Origin of the sequence: Streptomyces sp. NBC_01016, assembly GCF_026341035.1 — a bacterium.
GTDB lineage: Bacteria > Actinomycetota > Actinomycetes > Streptomycetales > Streptomycetaceae > Streptomyces.
Window position 1 is genome coordinate 1,178,168 of sequence record NZ_JAPEOQ010000001.1, and the last position, 19,469, is coordinate 1,197,636.

The 19,469-nt window shown below is 70.7% G+C and carries 18 protein-coding genes and 1 tRNA gene; 8 read left to right on the forward strand and 11 right to left on the reverse strand.

Annotation, left to right across the window (positions count from 1 at the left end; genetic code table 11):
• Positions 1 to 7 precede the first annotated feature (7 nt).
• From OG746_RS05495 to OG746_RS05515, 5 genes are all read right to left on the reverse strand, one after another.
• A complete protein-coding gene (locus OG746_RS05495; RefSeq protein WP_266712127.1) occupies positions 8 to 1,939 on the reverse strand; it encodes a copper resistance CopC/CopD family protein in 1,932 nt (643 codons plus the stop codon).
• A gap of 16 nt (positions 1,940 to 1,955) precedes the next feature.
• The gene (locus tag OG746_RS05500) at positions 1,956 to 2,432 is read right to left on the reverse strand and encodes a copper chaperone PCu(A)C (protein WP_266712129.1); all 477 of its coding nucleotides are present in this window, start codon (positions 2,430 to 2,432) and stop codon (positions 1,956 to 1,958) included.
• On the reverse strand, positions 2,429 to 3,112 hold the full coding sequence (locus tag OG746_RS05505) for an SCO family protein (RefSeq protein WP_266712131.1): 684 nt from the start codon (positions 3,110 to 3,112) through the stop codon (positions 2,429 to 2,431). The genes OG746_RS05500 and OG746_RS05505 overlap by 4 nt, the downstream gene beginning before the upstream one ends.
• Before the next feature lie 78 nt (positions 3,113 to 3,190).
• A complete protein-coding gene (locus tag OG746_RS05510; RefSeq protein ID WP_266712133.1) occupies positions 3,191 to 3,931 on the reverse strand; it encodes a YcnI family copper-binding membrane protein in 741 nt (246 codons plus the stop codon).
• 158 nt (positions 3,932 to 4,089) lie between these two features.
• Complete coding sequence (locus OG746_RS05515; protein ID WP_266712135.1) at positions 4,090 to 4,881, reverse strand: hypothetical protein; 792 nt, start codon at positions 4,879 to 4,881, stop codon at positions 4,090 to 4,092.
• A gap of 191 nt (positions 4,882 to 5,072) precedes the next feature.
• Between OG746_RS05515 and OG746_RS05520 the strand changes: the two genes are divergently transcribed.
• A complete protein-coding gene (locus OG746_RS05520; protein WP_266712137.1) occupies positions 5,073 to 5,531 on the forward strand; it encodes an ATP-binding protein in 459 nt (152 codons plus the stop codon).
• Between the two features lie 51 nt (positions 5,532 to 5,582).
• Here the strand turns inward: OG746_RS05520 and OG746_RS05525 are convergent, their stop codons facing one another.
• Both OG746_RS05525 and OG746_RS05530 read right to left on the reverse strand, forming a co-directional pair.
• Positions 5,583 to 7,046 (reverse strand): aminopeptidase P family protein, encoded by a 1,464-nt coding sequence (locus tag OG746_RS05525; RefSeq protein WP_266712139.1) that lies wholly within the window; start codon positions 7,044 to 7,046, stop codon positions 5,583 to 5,585.
• Between the two features lie 124 nt (positions 7,047 to 7,170).
• Positions 7,171 to 8,679 (reverse strand): PP2C family protein-serine/threonine phosphatase, encoded by a 1,509-nt coding sequence (locus tag OG746_RS05530; RefSeq protein WP_266712141.1) that lies wholly within the window; start codon positions 8,677 to 8,679, stop codon positions 7,171 to 7,173.
• Positions 8,680 to 9,213: 534 nt separating this feature from the next.
• Here OG746_RS05530 and OG746_RS05535 point away from each other — a divergent pair.
• Both OG746_RS05535 and OG746_RS05540 read left to right on the forward strand, forming a co-directional pair.
• Positions 9,214 to 9,909, forward strand: a complete 696-nt coding sequence (locus OG746_RS05535; RefSeq protein ID WP_266712143.1) for a bifunctional DNA primase/polymerase — start codon at positions 9,214 to 9,216, stop codon at positions 9,907 to 9,909.
• 56 nt (positions 9,910 to 9,965) lie between these two features.
• A complete protein-coding gene (locus tag OG746_RS05540) occupies positions 9,966 to 10,664 on the forward strand; it encodes a hypothetical protein (RefSeq protein WP_266712145.1) in 699 nt (232 codons plus the stop codon).
• Positions 10,665 to 10,901: 237 nt separating this feature from the next.
• On the opposite strand, the gene OG746_RS05545 is transcribed toward OG746_RS05540, so the two are convergent.
• The 3 genes from OG746_RS05545 to OG746_RS05555 form a co-directional block, all read right to left on the reverse strand.
• Positions 10,902 to 11,888 (reverse strand): DUF5926 family protein, encoded by a 987-nt coding sequence (locus OG746_RS05545; RefSeq protein ID WP_266712147.1) that lies wholly within the window; start codon positions 11,886 to 11,888, stop codon positions 10,902 to 10,904.
• A gap of 102 nt (positions 11,889 to 11,990) precedes the next feature.
• The gene (locus OG746_RS05550; protein WP_266712149.1) at positions 11,991 to 12,629 is read right to left on the reverse strand and encodes an ATP-binding protein; all 639 of its coding nucleotides are present in this window, start codon (positions 12,627 to 12,629) and stop codon (positions 11,991 to 11,993) included.
• A 107-nt stretch (positions 12,630 to 12,736) separates the two neighbouring features.
• Positions 12,737 to 13,540 (reverse strand): glycerophosphodiester phosphodiesterase, encoded by an 804-nt coding sequence (locus OG746_RS05555; RefSeq protein ID WP_266712151.1) that lies wholly within the window; start codon positions 13,538 to 13,540, stop codon positions 12,737 to 12,739.
• Between the two features lie 269 nt (positions 13,541 to 13,809).
• Here OG746_RS05555 and OG746_RS05560 point away from each other — a divergent pair, with 269 nt between their 5' ends.
• Positions 13,810 to 15,255, forward strand: coding sequence for a S1C family serine protease (locus tag OG746_RS05560; protein WP_266712153.1), 1,446 nt, complete (start codon positions 13,810 to 13,812; stop codon positions 15,253 to 15,255).
• A gap of 69 nt (positions 15,256 to 15,324) precedes the next feature.
• Positions 15,325 to 15,409: transfer RNA gene (locus OG746_RS05565), tRNA-Ser, on the forward strand.
• A gap of 86 nt (positions 15,410 to 15,495) precedes the next feature.
• Here OG746_RS05565 and OG746_RS05570 read toward each other — a convergent pair.
• Positions 15,496 to 16,389, reverse strand: a complete 894-nt coding sequence (locus tag OG746_RS05570) for a bifunctional DNA primase/polymerase (RefSeq protein WP_266712155.1) — start codon at positions 16,387 to 16,389, stop codon at positions 15,496 to 15,498.
• A gap of 372 nt (positions 16,390 to 16,761) precedes the next feature.
• Here OG746_RS05570 and OG746_RS05575 point away from each other — a divergent pair, with 372 nt between their 5' ends.
• From OG746_RS05575 to OG746_RS05585, 3 genes are all read left to right on the forward strand, one after another.
• Positions 16,762 to 17,067: a hypothetical protein gene (locus OG746_RS05575; RefSeq protein ID WP_266712157.1), complete on the forward strand. Its 306-nt coding sequence runs from the start codon at positions 16,762 to 16,764 to the stop codon at positions 17,065 to 17,067.
• Positions 17,068 to 17,276: 209 nt separating this feature from the next.
• On the forward strand, positions 17,277 to 18,476 hold the full coding sequence (locus tag OG746_RS05580) for an acyl-CoA dehydrogenase family protein (RefSeq protein WP_266712159.1): 1,200 nt from the start codon (positions 17,277 to 17,279) through the stop codon (positions 18,474 to 18,476).
• A 26-nt stretch (positions 18,477 to 18,502) separates the two neighbouring features.
• On the forward strand, positions 18,503 to 19,468 hold the full coding sequence (locus OG746_RS05585) for a bifunctional MaoC family dehydratase N-terminal/OB-fold nucleic acid binding domain-containing protein (protein ID WP_266718733.1): 966 nt from the start codon (positions 18,503 to 18,505) through the stop codon (positions 19,466 to 19,468).
• Position 19,469 lies beyond the last annotated feature (1 nt).

Genomic DNA, 19,469 nt, shown 5'->3' on the forward strand with positions numbered 1-19,469 from the left:
GGGCGGGTCAGCCGATCTTCGCGTTCTTGTTGATGGTGATCTGGTCGATGTCCGACGTACGCACGGTCAGCGCGACCTTCCAGTCGCCCGCCACGGGAATCTGCACACCGCTCGCCGTCCAGTGTCCCGTGGCGATGTGATCGGGCACGACGGGCAGCGGCCCGATCTTCTTCGCCTCTTGGGTGAGGGCGAGCTTCACCTCGGGGACGTCGAAGGCCTTGCCGTTCGGCCGCTCTATATAGAGGTGCATTTCGTTGTTGCCGGTGCGCCCGGGGTCCATCTCCAGGAGGGCGGTGCCCTTGCCGTCCGCGCCTCCGGTGTCGAACGGAATCTTCAGGGAGAGCGGTCCGGTCTGCGCCTGCGCGGCCGAGGTGGCGGACTTGGCCTCCTCCTCCGTGCGGCCCGGCTCGGTGGACGTCAGCACGGTGGTGACCGCGAGCAGGACGACCGCGATGCCCGCCTCGACGAGCACCGAGCGGCGAAGACCGAAGCGGTGCGGATCGGCGTCGCGCACCCGCTTCTCGCGGGCGCTCGCCATCGCGGCGCGCTGCCGGGCGAGTTGGGCGGCGCGCTCGGGGTTCGCGCCCTTCCCGCCGGCGGCCACGGAGACCGGCTCCTTCTCCTCGGACACTTCGGACGCCTGCTCCTGGGCCACAGGGGCGGCGGCCACGGTCTCGGTGAGCCGCGCCGTCCACTTCCGGGAGATCCAGGCGACGCCAACGAGTACGGCGACGAGCCCGACCTTGACCATCAGCAGCTGCCCGTACGTCGTCCCGGTCAGCGCCGACCAGGAGCCGACCTGGCGCCACGACTGGTAGAGCCCGGTGGCGACGAGGACGAGGACGCTGCAGAAGGCGACCCGGGAGAAGCGGCGCACGGCCGAGCCCTCGATCGTCGGCACCCGGTACAGGGCGACGAGCAGCGTGGTCAGTCCGCCGAGCCAGGCGGCGACGGCCAGCAGGTGCAGCACGTCGACGGGCATCGCCAGGGCCGCCTGGATACCGGTCGAGGCGTGCTCGGCCATGGCCCAGGTGGCGGCGAGCCCGGCCGCGACGACGGCGCCGCCGACGGAGAGCCCGAAGGTCAGATCGTTCCGCTCCTTGGCCTTGGCGTCCCGACCGTCCTTCCCTTCCTCGCCGCCCTCTCCGTCCTCCTCGTTCTTCTTCGCGTACGCCCCGAAGAGCACGGCGATGAACAGGGCCGCCGCCGCGAGCAGCAGCAGTCGGGAGGTGAGCGCGGCGGCGGTCTTCGTCTGCAGGACCTGGCCGAGCAGCGACATGTCGAAGATGTCGCCGAGCTTCCCCGACCCGGTGTACGAGCCGCGCAGCAGCAGCATGGCCAGGGTGGCGGCGGTGAGCGCGGTCCAGGCGCCGACCACGACGCGCTGCACCGGCTTGCTGCCCGCGCCGCGCCGCCAGCAGCCGAGCACGAACGCGGCGCCGCCCACGAGCAGTGCGAAGCCCGCGTACGAGACGTAGCGTGCGATGCCGTAGATCACGCCGACGACGCCACCGCCGGCGTTCTGGTCGGCCACCACCGCGGTCGTCTTGGAGGGCGCGCCGATGGAGAAGGTGTAGGCGCCGGCGACGGGGTGGCTGTCGGCGGAGACGACCTGGTAGGCGACGGTGAACGTGCCGTCGGGCAGGCCCGAGTGCACTCCCACCGTGTAGGTCGTGCCGCCGGAGTGGGCGACCTTGCCGTCGTCGACGCGCTTGCCCGCGGGGTCGAGGACGCGGACCGCGCCGTCGGAGATCGCGACGCTCTCGGAGAAGGTGAGCGACACCTTCTTCGGCGCCGTGTCGACCACCGCTCCCTGCTTGGGGTCGCTCCCGGTCAGCGCGGCGTGCGCGGACGCGGGGGCGGCGCCGGCCAGGAGCGCGCCGGTGACGGCGAGGAAGAGCAGCACCAGCTGCCAGGTGCGGGGAGCGATGGTCTTCACGTACGAGTCAGCCCCTTCAGTGCGAAGCGTGCGACGGGTTGTAGGTGGCGGCCTTCACCGGGAACGAGACAGTGACGGTCCCGGACTTGGTGAAGTGCAGCTGCACCGACACCTTGTCGCCCTCCGCGGGCTTGCGCTTCAGGTTCTCGAACATGAGGTGGTTGCCGCCGCGTTCGAAGTCGAGTTCGCCGTTCGCGGGCACGGCGAAGGACTTCTGCTCCTTCATCACACCGCCCTTGGTGCTGTGCAGGGTGACCTTCTGGGAAATACCGCTGCTCACGGACGTGAGGGTGTCGGCGGCACCCTTGTTGTGCACGGTGAAGAACCCGGCCGCCATGTCGCCGGAAGCGGGCGCGGGAATGAACGCGCCCTCGACCTTCACGTCGGGCTTGTCGGCGGTATCGGAGTCGGAGCCGGAGCCGGAGCCGCAGGCGGTCAGGGCGAGCCCCGCCGCGAGCGTCAGGGCACCGAGGGCGAGGGGCGTGCGCCTCACGGCTTCTCCCCCTTGACGATCTTGGGGAGGTCCTTGGTGTAGTCGTCGACGGTGGCGTCCTCGCCGTACAGCACGTAACCGGCGTCGTTCTTCGGCGAGAAGGCGATCACCTGCGTGCCGTGCATCGACACGAGCTTGCCCTTCTTGTCCTTCTGCGTCGGCTCGATCGAGATGCCGAGCGTCCGGGCGCTGCCCTGGATGGTGGCGAAGTCGCCGGTCAGGCCGATGAAGTCGGGGTCCTGCGCCTTGAGCCACTTGCCGAGGACGGACGGGGTGTCGCGGTCCGGGTCGGTGGTGACGAAGACGACCTGGAGCTTGTCCTGCTCGGACTTGGGCAGCGACTTCTTGGCGACGGCGATGTTGCTCATCGTCAGCGGGCAGACGTCGGGGCAGTGCGTGTAGCCGAAGTAGATCAGCGTCGGCTTGTTCTTGGTCTGCTCGCGCAGGTCGAACTTCTTGCCGTGGGTGTCGGTGAGGACCAGATCCGGCTTCTTGAACGGCTTGTCGAGGACCGTCGCGGCCTTCTTCGCGCCGGTGTCGGAGGACACCTCGGCGACCGGCTTGCCGCTGTCGTCGCCGTTGCCGCAGGCGGACAGGGCGAAGGTCGCGACGGTGACGAGCCCGACCGCGGCCAGCAGGCTCTTCCTGTTGAACGTCGTGTTCTTGCGGGGGTTGCGCATAGAAAAATGTCCCAGATGTGAGGTGGCCGGCGGGTGCCGGGGTCGCCCACCGCGACCCCGGCACCCACCGAGAGTGGCTCAGCTGTTGGTACGCCGACGGCCCGCCATGACGCCGAACGCCACACCGGCGGCGCCGACGACGATGCCGACGATGCCGAGGGCGCGGGCGGTGGTGTCGCTGCTGGAACCGCCGGAGTCCGTGGTCGCGGCGGCGGTCTCCTTCTCGGCGCCGTCGTCGGAGGCGCCCGAGGCACCGTGACCGTCGTCCTTGGCGGCCGAGAGCTCAAGGGTGGGCGCCGGGTTCTCCGGCTCCTCCTGGCCCTTCTGCTGCGGCTCGATCCAGCGCACGACCTCCTTGTTGTCGTACGTCTGGATCGCCTTGAAGACGAGCTGGTCGGAGTCGGTCGGCAGCTGGCCGATGGACACCGGGAACTTCTGGAAGTAGCCGGGCTGCACGCCCTTGTCCTTGCCGGAACCGGTCGCGGTCCAGGTGACCTTGGAGACGGCCTCGGTGATCTTCTCGCCGTGCATCTCCATCGGCTTGTCGAGCTTCGTCTTGGTGACGTCGGCCTTCCAGCCCGGCACCGGCTCGGGCATCACCGAGGCGAGCGGGTGCTCGGTCGGGAAGTTGACCTCGACCTTGGTGGTCGCGGCGTCGTCGCGCTCGTTGGGCACCTTGAAGTCGACGACGGCGTAGTCGCCCTTGGCGGCCTCGCCCTCCGGCTGCACGCTCACGTGCGCGAAGGCGGGGGCGGACACGAGGACGACGGAGGAGACGGCGGCGGCACCGACGAGAGCGGCGCGGGACATCTTCTTCATGACAGGGAGAACTCCACGTTCAGCGGGATCCGTACTTCGGAAGGGAAGCTGGCGCGACCGCGAAACACCGCACTACGTAGGCGGCGAAAAGCAGGTACGCGCGCGTGCCCACGGCACGACTCATCCCCACGCAGTACGCGGTGGAGCATGCGTGCCGTTCAGGCAGCGAGAAGGAACGTGTCGGCCGCGGGTGGCCCGCGCCGGCTCACGGAGTGCTGAAGTGTCGCCGCCCGCAGGGCCGGTGGTTCGGGGAACCCGGCACGAGCGGCGGGCGCCGGGGCAGGTGCACACCGGAGCCCGGCCCTGAGGACGCGTACGAGGCCGAGGGCGGCCCGCAGCGAACGGATGGGCGCCGCATGGGCGACGCCCTGCGCGGAGAGCCGCGAGAGGCGCACGACGCGGCTCAGGGCGAGGTCTCCGTGGCGCAGCAGCCAGCCTGCGCCGGCCGCGGCGAGCAGGTGCCCGAGAAGCATCGGAAGCGACGGCAACAGCGACATCGCGGAGCCGGTCGCGCCCGCCATGTGGTGTGCGTCGCCGGACGGCACGCGCGCGTGGTCGAGGATCCGCTGGGCCTGCGCCGGGCTGAGCGTCGACGCGCCCGCCCCGCACATGAGCCGCGCGGCCCGCTCGACCGCCGAGGGTTCGCCCGACGCGCCGGTCATGGTCATGGTGTGCTGCTGGCCGAGGCCGAAGAGGCTGTGCAGCGCGATCTGCCCGGCCCCCAGCGTGGCGGCGATGCCCGGCAGCGACCGCTCGCGGCCCGCCAGCGGCAGGGCCACACAGAAGACGGCGAGGAAGCCGAGCGACAGCGTCCACAGCGGGACGGTGGCCGTCGAACCGAGGACGTGCCCCGCCGCGGACAGCATGACGCAGACCGCGGCGAACACCGCGGCCCTGAGCAGCCGGAGATCGGCTGCGCTGCGCGCCTGGCGCTCGTGGGGGGCAGACATGGCGGCCTCATCATCGCACTGGCTTCACACGCTCCATACAGCAGGTCCGCAAGGTCCCAAATCTCCCGTACACCGCCGAACCCCGTATGCGCGTCCGCCGTATGGGCGTCATCACGTCAACTGCGCGATTGCGCGGGGCCGGTGGTGGCAATACGTATCGGTATGTCGAGTCGTTGCCGGGAGGCGGGAGCATGAGCATCTGGTGGTCCTTCCAACTACGGCGCAATGCCGCGAGCGTGCCGCTCGCCCGGCGCCTCCTCATGGGCACCATGGAGACCGCGGGCGTCGACCCCGACATCTCCTACGACCTGTCGGTCGCGCTCAGCGAGGCGTGTGCGAACGCCGTGGAGCACGGCGGCGCGGCGACGAGCGAGGCGACGGACGCGTTTCGGGTCACCGCGTACCTGGACGGCGAGATGTGCCGCATCGAAGTGGCCGACACCGGACCCGGCTTCACCGCCACGGGTGGCCGTGCGGCGGTGTCCGTCCGCCCGGCGCCCGACTACGCGGAGCACGGCCGCGGCCTGTGTCTGATCCAGGAACTCGCCGACCATGTGCACTTCGTGAACAGACCCGGCAAGGGCGGCGCCGTGGTCAGCTTCGACAAGATCCTCAAGTGGCGGGAGGACGCACCGCTGATGGCGGTGTGAACGCGAAAAGGCCGCGCCTACGTAGGCGCGGCCTTTCCTTCATGCGAGGTGTCAGCCCTTCAGGCGGGCCATCCACGCCTCGACCTCGTCGGCCTTGCGGGGCAGACCGGCCGACAGGTTCTTGTTGCCGTCCTCGGTGACGAGGATGTCGTCCTCGATACGGACGCCGATGCCGCGGTACTCCTCCGGCACGGTCAGGTCGTCGGCCTGGAAGTACAGACCGGGCTCGACCGTGAGCACCATGCCGGGCTCCAGCGTGCCGTTCACGTACGACTCGGTGCGCGCGACCGCGCAGTCGTGGACGTCCATGCCGAGCATGTGACCGGTGCCGTGCAGGGTCCAGCGGCGCTGCAGGCCCAGCTCCAGGACGCGCTCGACCGGGCCCTCGACCAGGCCCCACTCGACGAGCTTCGCGGCGAGCACACGCTGCGCGGCGTCGTGGAAGTCCCGGAACTTGCCGCCCGGCTTGACGGCCGCGATACCGGCCTCCTGGGCCTCGTACACGGCGTCGTAGATCTTGCGCTGGAGCTCGTTGTACGTGCCGTTGATCGGCAGCGTGCGCGTGACGTCGGCGGTGTAGTACGTGTGCGTCTCCACGCCCGCGTCGAGCAGCAGCAGGTCGCCGGAGCGGACCGCGCCGTCGTTGCGGACCCAGTGCAGCGTGCAGGCGTGCGGGCCCGCGGCGCAGATGGAGCCGTAGCCGATGTCGTTGCCCTCCACGCGTGCGCGGAGGAAGAACGTGCCCTCGATGTAGCGCTCGGAGGTGGCCTCGGCCTTGTCGAGCACCTTCACGACGTCCTCGAAGCCGCGCACGGTCGAGTCGACGGCCTTCTGCAGCTCGCCGATCTCGAACGCGTCCTTCACGACGCGGGCCTCGGAGAGGAAGACCTTCAGCTTGTCGTCGCGCTCGGCGGTGACCTTGTCGGTCAGGGCGGCCTCGACGCCGGCGTCGTAGCCGCGCACGACGCGCACCGGGCCTGCGGCCTCGGCTAGCTTGTCGGTCAGCTCGCGCACGTCGGAGGCGGGGATGCCGTAGTGCTTCTCGGCCTCGGTCAGGGAGTGCCGGCGGCCCACCCACAGCTCGCCCTGGCCGTCGAGCCAGAACTCGCCGTTCTCGCGGTCGGAGCGCGGCAGCAGGTAGAGCGTGGCGTCGTGGCCGCCCGCGCGCGGCTCCATGACGAGGACGCCGTCCTCCGTCTGGTTGCCGGTCAGGTAGGCGTACTCGACCGAGGCGCGGAAGGCGTACTCCGTGTCGTTCGAGCGGGTCTTGAGGTTGCCCGCGGGCACCACGAGGCGCTCGCCCGGGAAGCGGGCGGACAGGGCGGCACGGCGGGCGGCGGTCTCGGCGGCCTGCGCGATCGGCCGCAGGTCGTGCAGCTCGGTGTCGGCCCAGCCGGACTTCATGTTCTCGGCGAGCTCGTCGGACACGCCCGGGTAGAGGCCGTTCTTGCGCTGCTTGATGGGCTCTTCGGCCTCCGGGGCCTCCGGGGTCTCCGGGTTGAGCTCCTCCGACACAGTTCCTCCTCGACACGGCGGCCCGGTGAAATGCCCTGGATACGGCAGTGGACCCCCTCCATCGTACGAGCGTGAGGAAGGGGGTCCAGGGCCGGAGGGCCTGTTACACACAGCGTCTCGGAGGTCACTCGAAGCGCGCCGCGAGCAGCACCACGTCCTCCTCGCTCTCCGCTGTGTCGAGGCCGTCCGGGAGCATCGAGCGCAGCACGTGGTCGGCGATCGCCCCGGGGTCGTCACGGATCGCCTTGGGCACCCCGGCGGCGGCCGCGTGCAGCCGGGCGAACGCGCGGTCCATGGGATCGCCGGTGCGGCGCAGCAGGCCGTCCGTGTAGAGCAGCACGGTCTCGCCCGGCTCCGGCGTGATCTCCACGCTCGGCGCCTCCCAGCAGGCGAGCATCCCGAGCGGTGCGGACAGCGTCGTCTCTGCGTACTCGGTGCGCCGTTCGCCGATCACCAGGGGCGGGCTGTGCCCGGCTCCGGCGAGGACGATCTTGCGCTGCGCGGGCTCGCAGTACGCGAAGAGGGCGGTCGCGCTGCGCGCCGGCTCGGTCAGGCGCAACAGAAGCTCCAGGTCGGACAGGACCGCCACCGGGTCCTCCCCCTCCATGACCGCGTACGCCCGCAGGGAGGCGCGCAGCCGGCCCATCGCGGCGACCGCGCTCGCGCCGGAGCCGCTGACCGAGCCGACCGCGAGCCCGAGCGCCCCCTCGGGCAGCGGCAGCGCGTCGTACCAGTCGCCGCCGCCGCGCGGCCCTGTGCGGTGCCGCGCGGCGAGCTGCACACCGGCGACCCGGGGCAGGCGCGGCGGCAGCAGCTCGTCGGCGACGGTGCGTGACCACGCGCGCGTGCGCTCCAGTTCCAGGAGGCGGGCGAGGTGCTCGGTGGCGTAGCGCGTGTAGAGCCCGATGAGGTGGCGCTGGCGCTCGCCGGGCTCGGCCGGCTCGTCGTAGAGCCAGACGGCGGCGCCGAGCCGGCCGGCCGCCTCGGTGGCGAGCGGCATCGCGTAACTCGCGGCGTAGCCAAGGCGCGCGGCGACCTCGCGGTGGCGCGGGTCGAGCCCGTCCTCGGCGAGCAGATCGGCGCGCGCCTCGGGCTCGGCGCACAGCCCGTCGAGGATCCGTCCGTACGAGGTCGCGCCACGCGGCACCGTCTCGATGTGCCCGAGGTCGGGCCTGGACAGGCCGAGGCCGACGGTGGTGTCGGGGCCGCGTCCGTCGCCCGGTTCCAGGACGACAAGTCCGCGCCGGGCACCCACCAGGGCGGCTCCGGCGCGCAGCAGTTCGTGCAGTGCGTCCTCGAGTGCGGCCGTGCGGGCCAGGCGTTCCGTGAGTTCGTGCAGCGTCGTGAGATCGGAGACCCAGCCCGCGAGCCGGTCCTGGATCACGGCTCCGGGTGCCACGGCGGAAGGAGTGATCTGCGACACGGGGGGAGCGGGCGTGATGCCGGGGGTGGGAGGGGGAACCTGTCCAGGAGAGGAATCGATTCCGGCCACTTTCGGCAGGCGTGGGGTTGTCATGGCTTCCGGCTTTCCGGCCGGTGCATATTGCTCATTAGCATCGCAAACCCCCATGTCATTCTGCGCCGCTAGCAATGCCTCCACATGTACACGGACTCGTAAGGGGATGTCCAGCATTGTCCCGTTGGGATTGTGGGTGTCTGCCGTGGTCAGGTGCCATCCGCACTAAAAACGATCTCGGTTCTCATATGTGATCTCCTCCCGATCCCGAGCCGATCCCGATCGTTCGAAGATGGCCAAAAACCGCCTGGGGGAAGCGTCTATTGCGGTCGACTGGCATTGTTCAGCTGTGGTCGACAGAGCGTCATAGCGGCCGCGATGGGTACGTACTCGGTGAAGACCAGGGGTAGTTGGGATCCGCCCGGAACCTGGTGACGGAACCGGGCGTCATAACCATCGGCGACCGTGTCCCATCCTCCGGTGGCGGAGGCGGCGAGAAATACGCGGGACGGCAAACGCCAGGCGCCGCCACCCCACGCCAGGCTTTTCAAGCACACAGCACGCGCTCGGACTATAGGGGTTCTCCCTGCCTCAGGCCGGCGGATCGGGCTGGGGTGCGGCGCTGCAACACGTACACGCAGTGACTGATCGACACATGGTGTGATGTGGCCCATAGCGTTCTCTTCGGTCTACGGAAAGGAACGAGCGCTCATGCGCGAGATCCTCGGAAGGCGACGCAGGCTCCTGTCCAGGCGTGACAACGGGAAGTCTGACCTGATCAGCGCGGCCCTCACGTTCGCGACAGCGTGGCAGTGGCCGGTCCTGCCGGGCATAGGGCTCGAAGCGGGAGGCCGTCGTGACGGCGTCCGCTGCGCCTGCCCCGACCCTGAGTGCACAGTGCCGGGCGCGCACCCCTTCGACCCGGGGCTGCTCGCCGCGACGACCGATGAGCGCATGGTCCGCTGGTGGTGGACCAACCGTCCCGACGCGCCGATCGTGCTCGCCACCGGTGCCCCGTCCGGGGCCTCCGGGGGGCACGCACCTTGTGCCGTGAGCCTCCCGGCCGACGCGGGCGCCCGCGCGCTTGCCGCGCTCGACCGCAGGGACGTCCGGCTCGGCCCGGTGATCGCGACGCCGGAGCGGCTCGCGATCCTCGTGGCGCCCTACTCGCTGGAGCAGCTCGGCGAACTCCTGTACGCGCAGGACTTCGTGCCCGGTTCGCTGCGGTTCCACGGGGAGGGCGGATATCTCGCCCTGCCGCCGTCGGTCTCGGGCGCGGGGCAGGTGTGTTGGGAGCGCGCGCCGCTGCCCGGCTCGGCGGCCCCGTGGGTGCCGGATGTGGAGGCCGTGGTCGGCACGTTGGTCGACGCCCTCACCCGTACGGGTGTGAGCGCGCCCGAGTTGTAGCGGAATCCGGCGCGCGGCGGGCCGGTGGGCGGCGTGTGCGCCGATATCTTCGGCGCATGCCTGCCGCGCCACGCCTCCCCCAGCTCCCGGACGAGATCGAGCGGGAGCGGCCGCGCGCGCGACTCCGGCTGTTCGGTCTGCTGGCCGTGGTGGTTCTCACAGCGGCGCTGCCGCTGGCGGGTGCGTCCGCGGGTCCTGTGGACGACGGGCCCACGCGACAGACGGCCACCGAGGCCGACGCCTCCGAGGCGGACGTGCCCGATGGCGCCGAGAAGGCGAACGCCAAGCCGAATGACAAGGCGAGCGACAAGGCGAGCGACAGCGGGGACGAAAACAGGGGCGAAAACGGGGACGCCAAACCGGCTGAGCGGAACACCGGAAAGCCCTCCCTGCTGACCGGTCTCGGCCTGACCACCGAGGCCCACTGCGGTCCCCAACTGTCCGCCCCCGACGGCATCGAGGCGCAGACCTGCGTGCTCGTCCAGGGGCACGAGACCTGGGCGCGTACCTATTACCGCAACGCGACGGGCTCGGGTCTGGCCGCCGTACTGACCCTGATGGCACCCGGGGGACGCACGGTGCAGCTGCACTGTGCCGTGGGTGTGGAGGACGAGCCGGGGATGTGCGAGACGCCGCGGGGACGTACGCGGGGAGAGCCCGGCCAGTACACGGCGGTGGCGGAGTACGCGAAGGGCGCGGAAGGCCCGCTGCTGCTGCGCTCCGGAAGCAACTCGGCGCCGCTGCACGGGGGTTGAGACCCGGTGGGCGCTGGGCGCACATGGAAGCGCCCGGTTGCTGGCGACGGGGGATGCACCAGCAACCGGGCTACTTGAACGGTAACAAGAGATCGCCGGTTAGCAAATTCGATCTCTTCTATTCGGACATGGATTTACCTGCAACTACCGGGAGTTGTGACCCGGCTCACCTCGCGGTTCGGAGAGGTGTTCACGTCCCGGTGGGCTGACTGGTCGGTCAGCCCCCGAAGCTGTGAATCAGCTGAGCGTCACCTGTCGGTTGGTGAGTCCTCCGCGGGCCCGGCGCTCGTCCGGGGTCAGCGGTGCGTCCGAGGCCAGCGCGGCGGCCAGCCGCTCGGCGAACTCGGTGGCCGGCTTCTCGATGTCCTCCGCCTGCATCGCGCTGGGCAGGTCCCAGACCGGAACGGTCAGGCCGTGCGCCCTGAAGGAGCCCACCAGACGGGTGCCCTCGCCGAGCGACGACGTGCCCGCCGCGTGCAGCCGCGCCAGCGCGTCGAGCAGCTTCTCCTCCGCGTGCGGCATGACCCACCGGAGGTGGTTCTTCTCCGGCGTCTCGCACCAATAAGCGCTGTCCACGCCGGAGAGCTTCACCGTGGGGATCGCCGCGGCGTTGGCCCGCTCCAGGGAGGCGGCGACCTCGCCCGAAGCGTTCTCCGAGTCCGGAACCCAGAATTCGAAACCGGTGTGGACGATGGGCTCGAAAGTGCCCTCTGGGGCGAGCACGTCCTGAAGGCGCGGCCCGTCGGCCGGCGCGCGGCGGGTCTGCACCGGGTTGCCCGGCTCCGCGGCCAGCGCGCGCAGCAGCGTGTCGGCCAGGTCCCGGCTGATGTCCCCGGAAGGCGTCTCGTTCTGCAGGCCGAGCAGGACCGAGCCGTCGTCACGGCGCAGCGCCGGCCAGGCCATGGGCAGCACGGTGGCGAGCGTGACCGAGGGGACGCCCTCCGGGAGGCCGTCCTTCAGCGTCAGCTCGGCCGTCGCGGCCGGTACCAGCTCGCGCAGCGCGACCCAGTCGCCCTCGCCCGGCAGGCCCTCGAAGGGGCGCTGCACGAGCTCGGTCACGGCGTGCGCGGCGGCCCGGCCGTGGCACGCCTTGTAGCGGCGACCGCTGCCACAGGGGCAGGGTTCGCGGGCACCGACGACCGGGAAGTTCCCGTCAGCGCCTCCGGCGCGGGCACCAGCGGTGACGTGCGGCTTGCCCTTGGTCTGCGGGCGCTTCTTGGCCATCTTGGGTGTCTCCCGGATACGGCGCTCATACGTACGGCGCGAGCCTAGCCGCTCGTACCGACAAGAGGGGGATGCGCCCAACTGGCCGCGCCCGGGCGGCTTTCAGCCCAGCTCGTCGAAAGCGTCCGGGAAGCCCAGGTCGGCCAGGTCCGCGACGGGCGGCGCGGCCACCCGCGAGGCGAAGTCGTCCCGGCGGCCTGCCATGGCCTCCGCGTGGACGTCCTTGTGGACGATCACCCAGACGGTGACCTCGCCGCGCATGCCGTCACGTACGCCCCAGTCGTCGGCGAGCGCCGTGATGATGTTGAGCCCGCGGCCGCCGTGCGCCGTGATCGAGGGTGTGGCCGGAATCGGGCGGGTGGGCCCGCCGCCGTCCGTCACCTCGACCGCGAGGCAGCCACGGTCGTCTACGCGCCAAGCGGCGCGTACGTCACCGTCGCCGGCCAGATCGTCGCCGAGCGGCCGGCCGTGCCGGCACGCATTGCTGAGCAGTTCCGAAAGGATGAGAACCGCATCGTCGATGACCGTTTCCGGTACGCCACTCATGCGCAGCTGTTCACGCATACGACGCCTTGCCGCGCCCACGCCCGCAGGGCCATGGGGTACGGCCATGCTCGACGACGCGGGCACCTCCTGTGCCACCACCAACGCCACCCCCGAGACCTCCTTTGCCCCACGCCACGGTGTGAATGCCCCAATGGACTGGACCGGAAACCGGCCATCCCGCTTCCGGTGACGCACTCGTGACGATCGAATACGGTCCGAACGCGCCGGGGCACACCCTGTGACGGCGTTGGGGAAAGGTGGCCGGATTCAGTCCCTGCCGCGGCTCGCGCCGACGCCTCTGCTCAGGCCCTGCCGAGTCGGCGCAGCACCGCCGCCGGGCGATTGGTGATGATCGCGTCGACGCCCAGGCTCGCGCAGAGGTCGACGTCCTCGGGTTCGTCCACCGTCCAGACATGAACCTGGTGACCCGCGCGCGCGAGCTTCTCGACGTACCCGGGGTGGCCCCGCACGATCCGGATGCCGGGGGCCGCGATGTGCACGCCCCTGGGGAGGCGCCCTTCGCGGTGGAGGGGCGAGACGAACTGCATCAGGTAGACCGTCGGCAGCGTCGGAGAGGCCTCCTGGACACGCGACAAGGAGCGCGCGGAAAAGCTCATCACGCGCACGCGCGAGGGCTCGTCGGGCGCCGGGGCGTCCAGACCGAACCGCTTGAGCAGGAGCAGCAGGCGCTCCTCCACCTGCCCCGCCCACCGCGTGGGGTGCTTGGTCTCGATCGCCAACTCCACCCGGCGCCCCGCGTCGGTCACCAGCTCCAGCAGGCGCTCCAGGGTCAGGACGGAGGTGTCGGCCGCGCTGCCCGCCCAGTCGGGGCGCTCCTCGCGGTCCTTCCAGGAGCCGAAGTCGAGGGCGGCGAGGTCCGAGAGCTCCAGCGCGGAGACGGCTCCACGGCCGTTCGACGTACGGTTGATGCGGCGGTCGTGCACGCATACGAGATGACCGTCCGCCGTCAGCCGCACATCGCATTCGAGGCCGTCCGCACCGTCCTCGATCGCCTTCTTGTAGGCGGCCAATGTGTGCTCGGGGGCGTCCTGAGAGGCACCGCGGTGGGCAACGACCTGAATGCGCTGCTGTTGTGCGAGGGTCACCGCGTCATGGTGCCACCGCGCGGCGGTCGACCAGGAAAAGTTCGGCCCAGCGGATGCGTCCGTTTTGCCGGACGTAAAGGATGTCAGGGGACGCACAGGCTCGTCTTACGGTGGCCTGACGTCCCGTGGGAAAGGCTGACGACGTACAACAGCACAAGTGGACCGTGACAGGACCATGCCGGGACGGCGGCGCATGCGACAGCCGGCGTCCCTGAGCATCCAGACAGGACGGACCGGCGACGACAGCCGTGGATCGAGGAGAGAAAGCTGTGAGCACCGAGAACGAGGGCACTGAGGTTCCACCGGCCCCGTCCGCACCTCCTGTGCCGGTGGACGCTCCCGCTGCTCCCGCGCCGGCTCCCCAGGGGGCCGGACCTGACCCTGCGGGCCAGGAGCCGAGGCCCGCCGAGCACCACGGAGCGCCCGCCGCGTCGGCGGCGTCCTCCATGGGCACCGCGCCGGGTGCGGCAGGACCGGCCCACGGCGGCGACTGGCCGCCCCCGCCGCCCGCCGTGCCGGCCTACGCGTCGGACGGTGGCGGCGGAGGCTGGGGCGCCTCGTACCAGCAGCAGCCGGCGCCCAAGCCGGGCGGCCGGCGCGGCGGCCTGGTCGCCGGGATCATCGCGGCGGCACTGGTCGCGGGCGCGGTCGGCGGCGGCGTGGGCTACTGGGCGGCCGAGCGGGGCGACGGGTCGAGCACCGGCTCGACCACCGTCTCCGCCTCCAACCCGGCCGACCTCAAGCGCGACAAGGGCACCGTCGCGGGCATCGCCGCCAAGGCACTGCCCAGCACGGTCACCATCGAGGCCGAGGGCAACAGCGGCGAGGGCGGCACCGGCACCGGCTTCGTGTACGACACGCAGGGCCACATCCTCACCAACAACCACGTGGTGGCGGAGGCCGCCGACGGCGGCAAGCTGTCGGCGACGTTCTCGAACGGCAAGAAGTACGACGCCGAGGTGATCGGCAAGGCGCAGGGCTACGACGTGGCGGTCATCAAGCTCAAGAACGCGCCGGACGGCCTGAAGCCGCTCACCCTCGGCAATTCCGACCAGGTCGCGGTCGGTGACTCGACCATCGCGATCGGCGCGCCCTTCGGCCTGTCGAACACGGTGACCACGGGCATCGTCTCCGCGAAGGACCGCCCGGTGGCCTCCAGCGACGGCTCCGGCACCAGCAAGGCCTCCTACATGAGCGCCCTGCAGACCGACGCCTCGATCAACCCGGGCAACTCCGGCGGCCCGCTGCTCGACGGCAATGGGAACGTGATCGGCATCAACTCCGCCATCCAGTCCGCCTCCAGCGGCGGCATGGGCGGCGGTTCGGGCCAGTCCGGCTCGATCGGTCTCGGCTTCGCCATCCCGATCAACCAGGCGAAGATGGTCGCCCAGCAGCTCATCAAGACCGGGCAGCCGGTCTACCCGGTGATCGGTGCCTCCGTCTCCCTGGAAGAGGGCACCGGCGGCGCGAAGATCACCGAGCAGGGCGCGGGCGGCTCCGCGGCCGTCACGGCGAACGGTCCTGCGGACAAGGCGGGCCTCAAGCCCGGCGACGTCATCACGAAGCTCGACGACCAGCCCATCGACTCGGGACCGACCCTGATCGGCCAGATCTGGACGCACAAGCCGGGCGACTCCGTGAAGCTCACCTACACGCGCGACGGCAAGGAGCACACGGTCGACGTGACCCTGGGCGAGCGCAAGGGCGACAGCTGATCGGGTCCGCGACCCGACCCGCTACCCTGGTCCCGCGCCTCGACGGTTTTCAAGACCGCTGCGGCGCGGGGTGGGTTGCCCGAGCGGCCTAAGGGAACGGTCTTGAAAACCGTCGAGGCGAGAGTCTCCGTGGGTTCAAATCCCACACCCACCGCGTAGTTGAGCGAGCCCCCGACCCGGGATCAGGGTCGGGGGCTCGCTCGCGTTCGGGGCTGCCGCGGTTCGGCCCGATCGGCCTCGCTACGGACCCGCCGTCAGGCGCTCCGCGGAGGCGATCGTGGAGCGGGCCTCGCGCTCCGTCAGGCCGGTGCGCACCGCAGCGTCCGTCAGGGCGTCCGAGAGGGTCTCACCGACGCCGTTCTCGTACGCGCGGCAGGCCGCCCAGAAGAGGCGCGTGTTGCGCTGGCCCTCATGGGCGCTCAGGACGAACTGGACGAGGCCCAGACCGTGTTGACCGGGGCGGCCCGTCATGGGGTGGTGCGCGCGCGGCGGGGGCGTGAGCAGGCGCAGAAGCGCCGGTGGGCAGGGTGCGGGCGGCAGATGCCCGGTGCCCGGCACCGTGCCGTAGACGCCGTGCTCGGTGCGCGAGCCGGGCCCCACGAGGTAGCCGCCGGCGCCCCGGATGTCGATGCCGGGCGCGAGGCGGCCCGCGGAATTGGGCACCACGGCGTCCGGCGGCCCGGAGAGCCACAGGTGCCGGCCGCCGCTCGGTGTGGCCACGACCACCGTGTCGGGGATCGTGAAGAGATGCCGTAAGGCCAGCTCACGCAGGGAAGCGGAGGCATCCGTACCGGATTTGGTGTCCAGATCGACGCCGATGAGGTGGTGCGGGGCCAGGCCGCACGCGATGCCGTAGCCGGTCGCCCGGGGCGCGGCCGCGAAGAGCGCGCGGATGCGGCGCGGATCGGTCGAGGCGTCGTACACGCCGTGCCCCGGAAGGCCGCATTCGCCGTGGCAGCGCGGGGCCGAGGGCGGGTCGCTGCGGTGCGGTGAGGGCAGCGCGGGGAGCTTGGTCCTGGCCAGGGGGATGACGGCGAGCCCGCGTTCGGCGGCGGACAGGGCGTGCGCGAGGGCCAGGGTCGCGAGAGACGGGTGGGGTGGGCAGTGGGGCGGGTGCCGGTCCATGGTGGCCATGCCCCTATTTTCGTACGCATGTTCGAAGAAGGGAAGTGGGGCCGGTCATCCGAGGGAAGCATTTACCAAAAATGTGCTGAAACGCTTCGTCGTTTGTGGCGCTTGGGGCGAGCTGGTCCCGAGGTGGCCCACTCCGACCTGAGCTGGGGTTTTGTGGGCGTGAAGAGGGTTTATCGACATGTCCTCACGCTTGCGAGCGAATAGCGGCTTCCGGGGTGGTTCGCCGGGGATTCGGTGGGCAATTCTGATCTCGCGACGTCGTGAACATCGCCGAGGCGGTCGGCCAACTGCCTTGGTACATCCCGTACTTAACGGGTGGCCGGACCCCGTCCGAGCGCCCGGAGCGTACTTCCTGTTCCTGGAGGAATAGACATGGCTTCCATCCGTACCGCCCGCGCCATCGCCGCCGTCGCCGCTCTGCCCCTCGCGGCAGCACTCTTCTCCGGAGTGGCCATGGCCGACAACGGCTCCTTCGCGGACAGCGGATCGAACGCGGGGGTGGCGACGGTCAGCGGCAGCGGCGTCGGCGACGACAACTACGGCAACTCGTCCACCACGCAGCAGCAGGCGGTCGGCAACGGCGCCTCCAACCAGAACAACGAGGCTCAGGTGAACGGCTCCGGCTTCACGGCGATCGACCAGTCGAACGTGAACGTGAACTTCACCGAGCTCTGGTAATCCGCCGGCTCCTGCGCGGCGGGGGTCTTCCGTGGGGTGCGTGACAGTCTGCGCGGCGGTGCTTCGGCGCCGCCGCGCAGGCGTGTGTGGCGGGCGGCGGTGGTGTGTGGGCCAGGGCGGTGGCGTGCGGATCTCTTGACACCCGTCGGTATCTGACGGACAGTCAGAAACCCTTGTCGGTACGAGGCCAGTCCTGGAGGGCAGCCGCCGTGCACCTCGCCCCCACCGAGCGCCAGCGCGAGCTGCGCGTTCAACTGCGTGAGAGATTCCGTACGTTGATGCCCGGCGGGCCGCCGGCGGCCGACGATCCGAGCGGTCAGCGTCGGCTGCTGCGCCGCATCGGTGACGAGGGCCTCCTGGGCCTCGGCTGGCCCGTCGAGTACGGCGGTCAGGGGCGCGGCGCGGACGAGCAGTTCGTGTTCTTCGACGAGGCGTACCGGGCAGGCGCACCGGTCTCCATGGTCACGCTCAACACGGTCGGCCCCACGCTCATGAAGTACGGGACCGAGGAGCAGAAGGCCTACTTCCTTCCCCGGATCCTCAAGGGCGACCTGGTCTTCGCGATCGGCTACAGCGAACCCTCGGCGGGCACGGACCTCGCGTCCCTGCGCACGCGCGCGGTGCGCGACGAAGCGAGCGGCGACTGGGTGATCGACGGGCAGAAGGTGTTCACGTCGAACGCGCAGAACGCCGACTGGATCTGGCTCGCCTGCCGGACCGACCCCGAGGCGCCCAAGCACAAGGGCATCTCGATCATCCTCGTGCCGACCGACGCACCCGGTTTCTCGTGGACCCCGATCGACACCGTCGGCGGCCTGACCACGACGGCCACGTACTACGACGGGATCCGGGTCCCCGGTTCGAACCTCGTCGGCGAGGAGAACGCGGGCTGGGGCCTGATCACCAACCAGCTCAATCACGAGCGGGTCGCCCTCGCCGCGATCGGGATGCAGGCCGAGGACTTCTACGAGCGGGTGGCCGACGCCGCCCGTACCCCCGATCCAGTGACCGGCGAGCGCCGCGTTGACACGCCTTGGGTCCGATCCCAACTGGCCGAAGCGCATGCCCGGCTGGCGGCAACGCGCCTGCTCAACTGGCGTTTGGTGGGGGATGTCGGGGCGGGTCGACTGGCCCCCGGAGACGCCAGCGGCGTGAAGTTCGCGGGAACGGAATCCGCGGTCGAGACGTATCGAATATGTCAGCAGATCGCGGGCGACGCCGGGTGGGTGAGGGCCGGTTCGCCCGGCGCGTTCGGTGGTACGGGGGGCGGTGCGGCGGGTGTGGGTGAGGGCGAGTTGGAGCGGATGAACCGCGCGGCGCAGATCAACACCTTCGGCGGCGGGGTGAGTGAGGTGCAGCGCGAGATCGTGGCGACGATGCGGCTCGGGATGCGGAGGGGGAAGCGGTGAGCGCGGGTGTTGCGGGGCAGGAGTTCATGGGGCACGAGCCCTTGGCGTACGAGAAGTTGAGGACCTTCGAGGGGCGGGTCGCGGCCACCGAGGCCGAGGGCCTCGACCCGGTGAACGCGCCGATGATCCGGCACTGGTGCGAGGCCATGGGCGATACGAACCCCGCCTACGAGGGGCCGGACGCGATCGCGCCGCCGACCATGCTGCAGGCCTGGACGATGGCGGGTCTGACCAGCTACGAGGGGCGCTCGCCGGCCCACGACGAGCTGTTCGCGCTGCTCGAAGGCGCGGGGTACACCTCGGTGGTCGCCACCGACTGCGAGCAGGAGTATCTGCGGCCGCTTCGGCCCGGTGACGCGATCACGTACGACTCGGTGATCGAGTCGGTCTCGCCACTGAAGACGACGAAGCTGGGCACGGGGCACTTCATCACGACGCGGATGAACGTCCGGGTGGGAGGAGAGATCGCCGGGACGCATCTGTTCAGGATCTTGAAGTACACGCCCGCCAGGCGGAGTTCAGGCGGCCCGGCAGCGAAGAAGGACAAGCCACAGCGGCCGCGCCCCGTCATCAACCGGGACAACGCCGGCTTCTGGGAGGGCGTCGCCGACCACCGGCTGCTCATCCAGCGCTGCCGCGCGTGCGAGACGCTGCGCTTCCCCTGGCTGCCGGGGTGCAACACATGCGGCGGGCAGGAGTGGGACACCGTCGAGGCGAGCGGCGAGGGCACCGTCTACAGCTATGTGGTCATGCACCACCCGCCCTTCCCGGCCTTCACTGTGTCTGATCATGGTGCTGACGCACCGGGGCCCTACGCGGTGGTGCTCATCGAGCTGGCCGAGGGCGTGCGCATGGTGAGCAACGTCGTGGGGGTGTCGAGCGACAAGGTACGGATCGGGATGCCCGTACGTCTCGAATACCTCGCTGTGGACGACGAGTTGGAGCTGCCCGTCTTCCGTGTGGTCGACGAGGCCGAGGGTGGTGAGGTCTGAC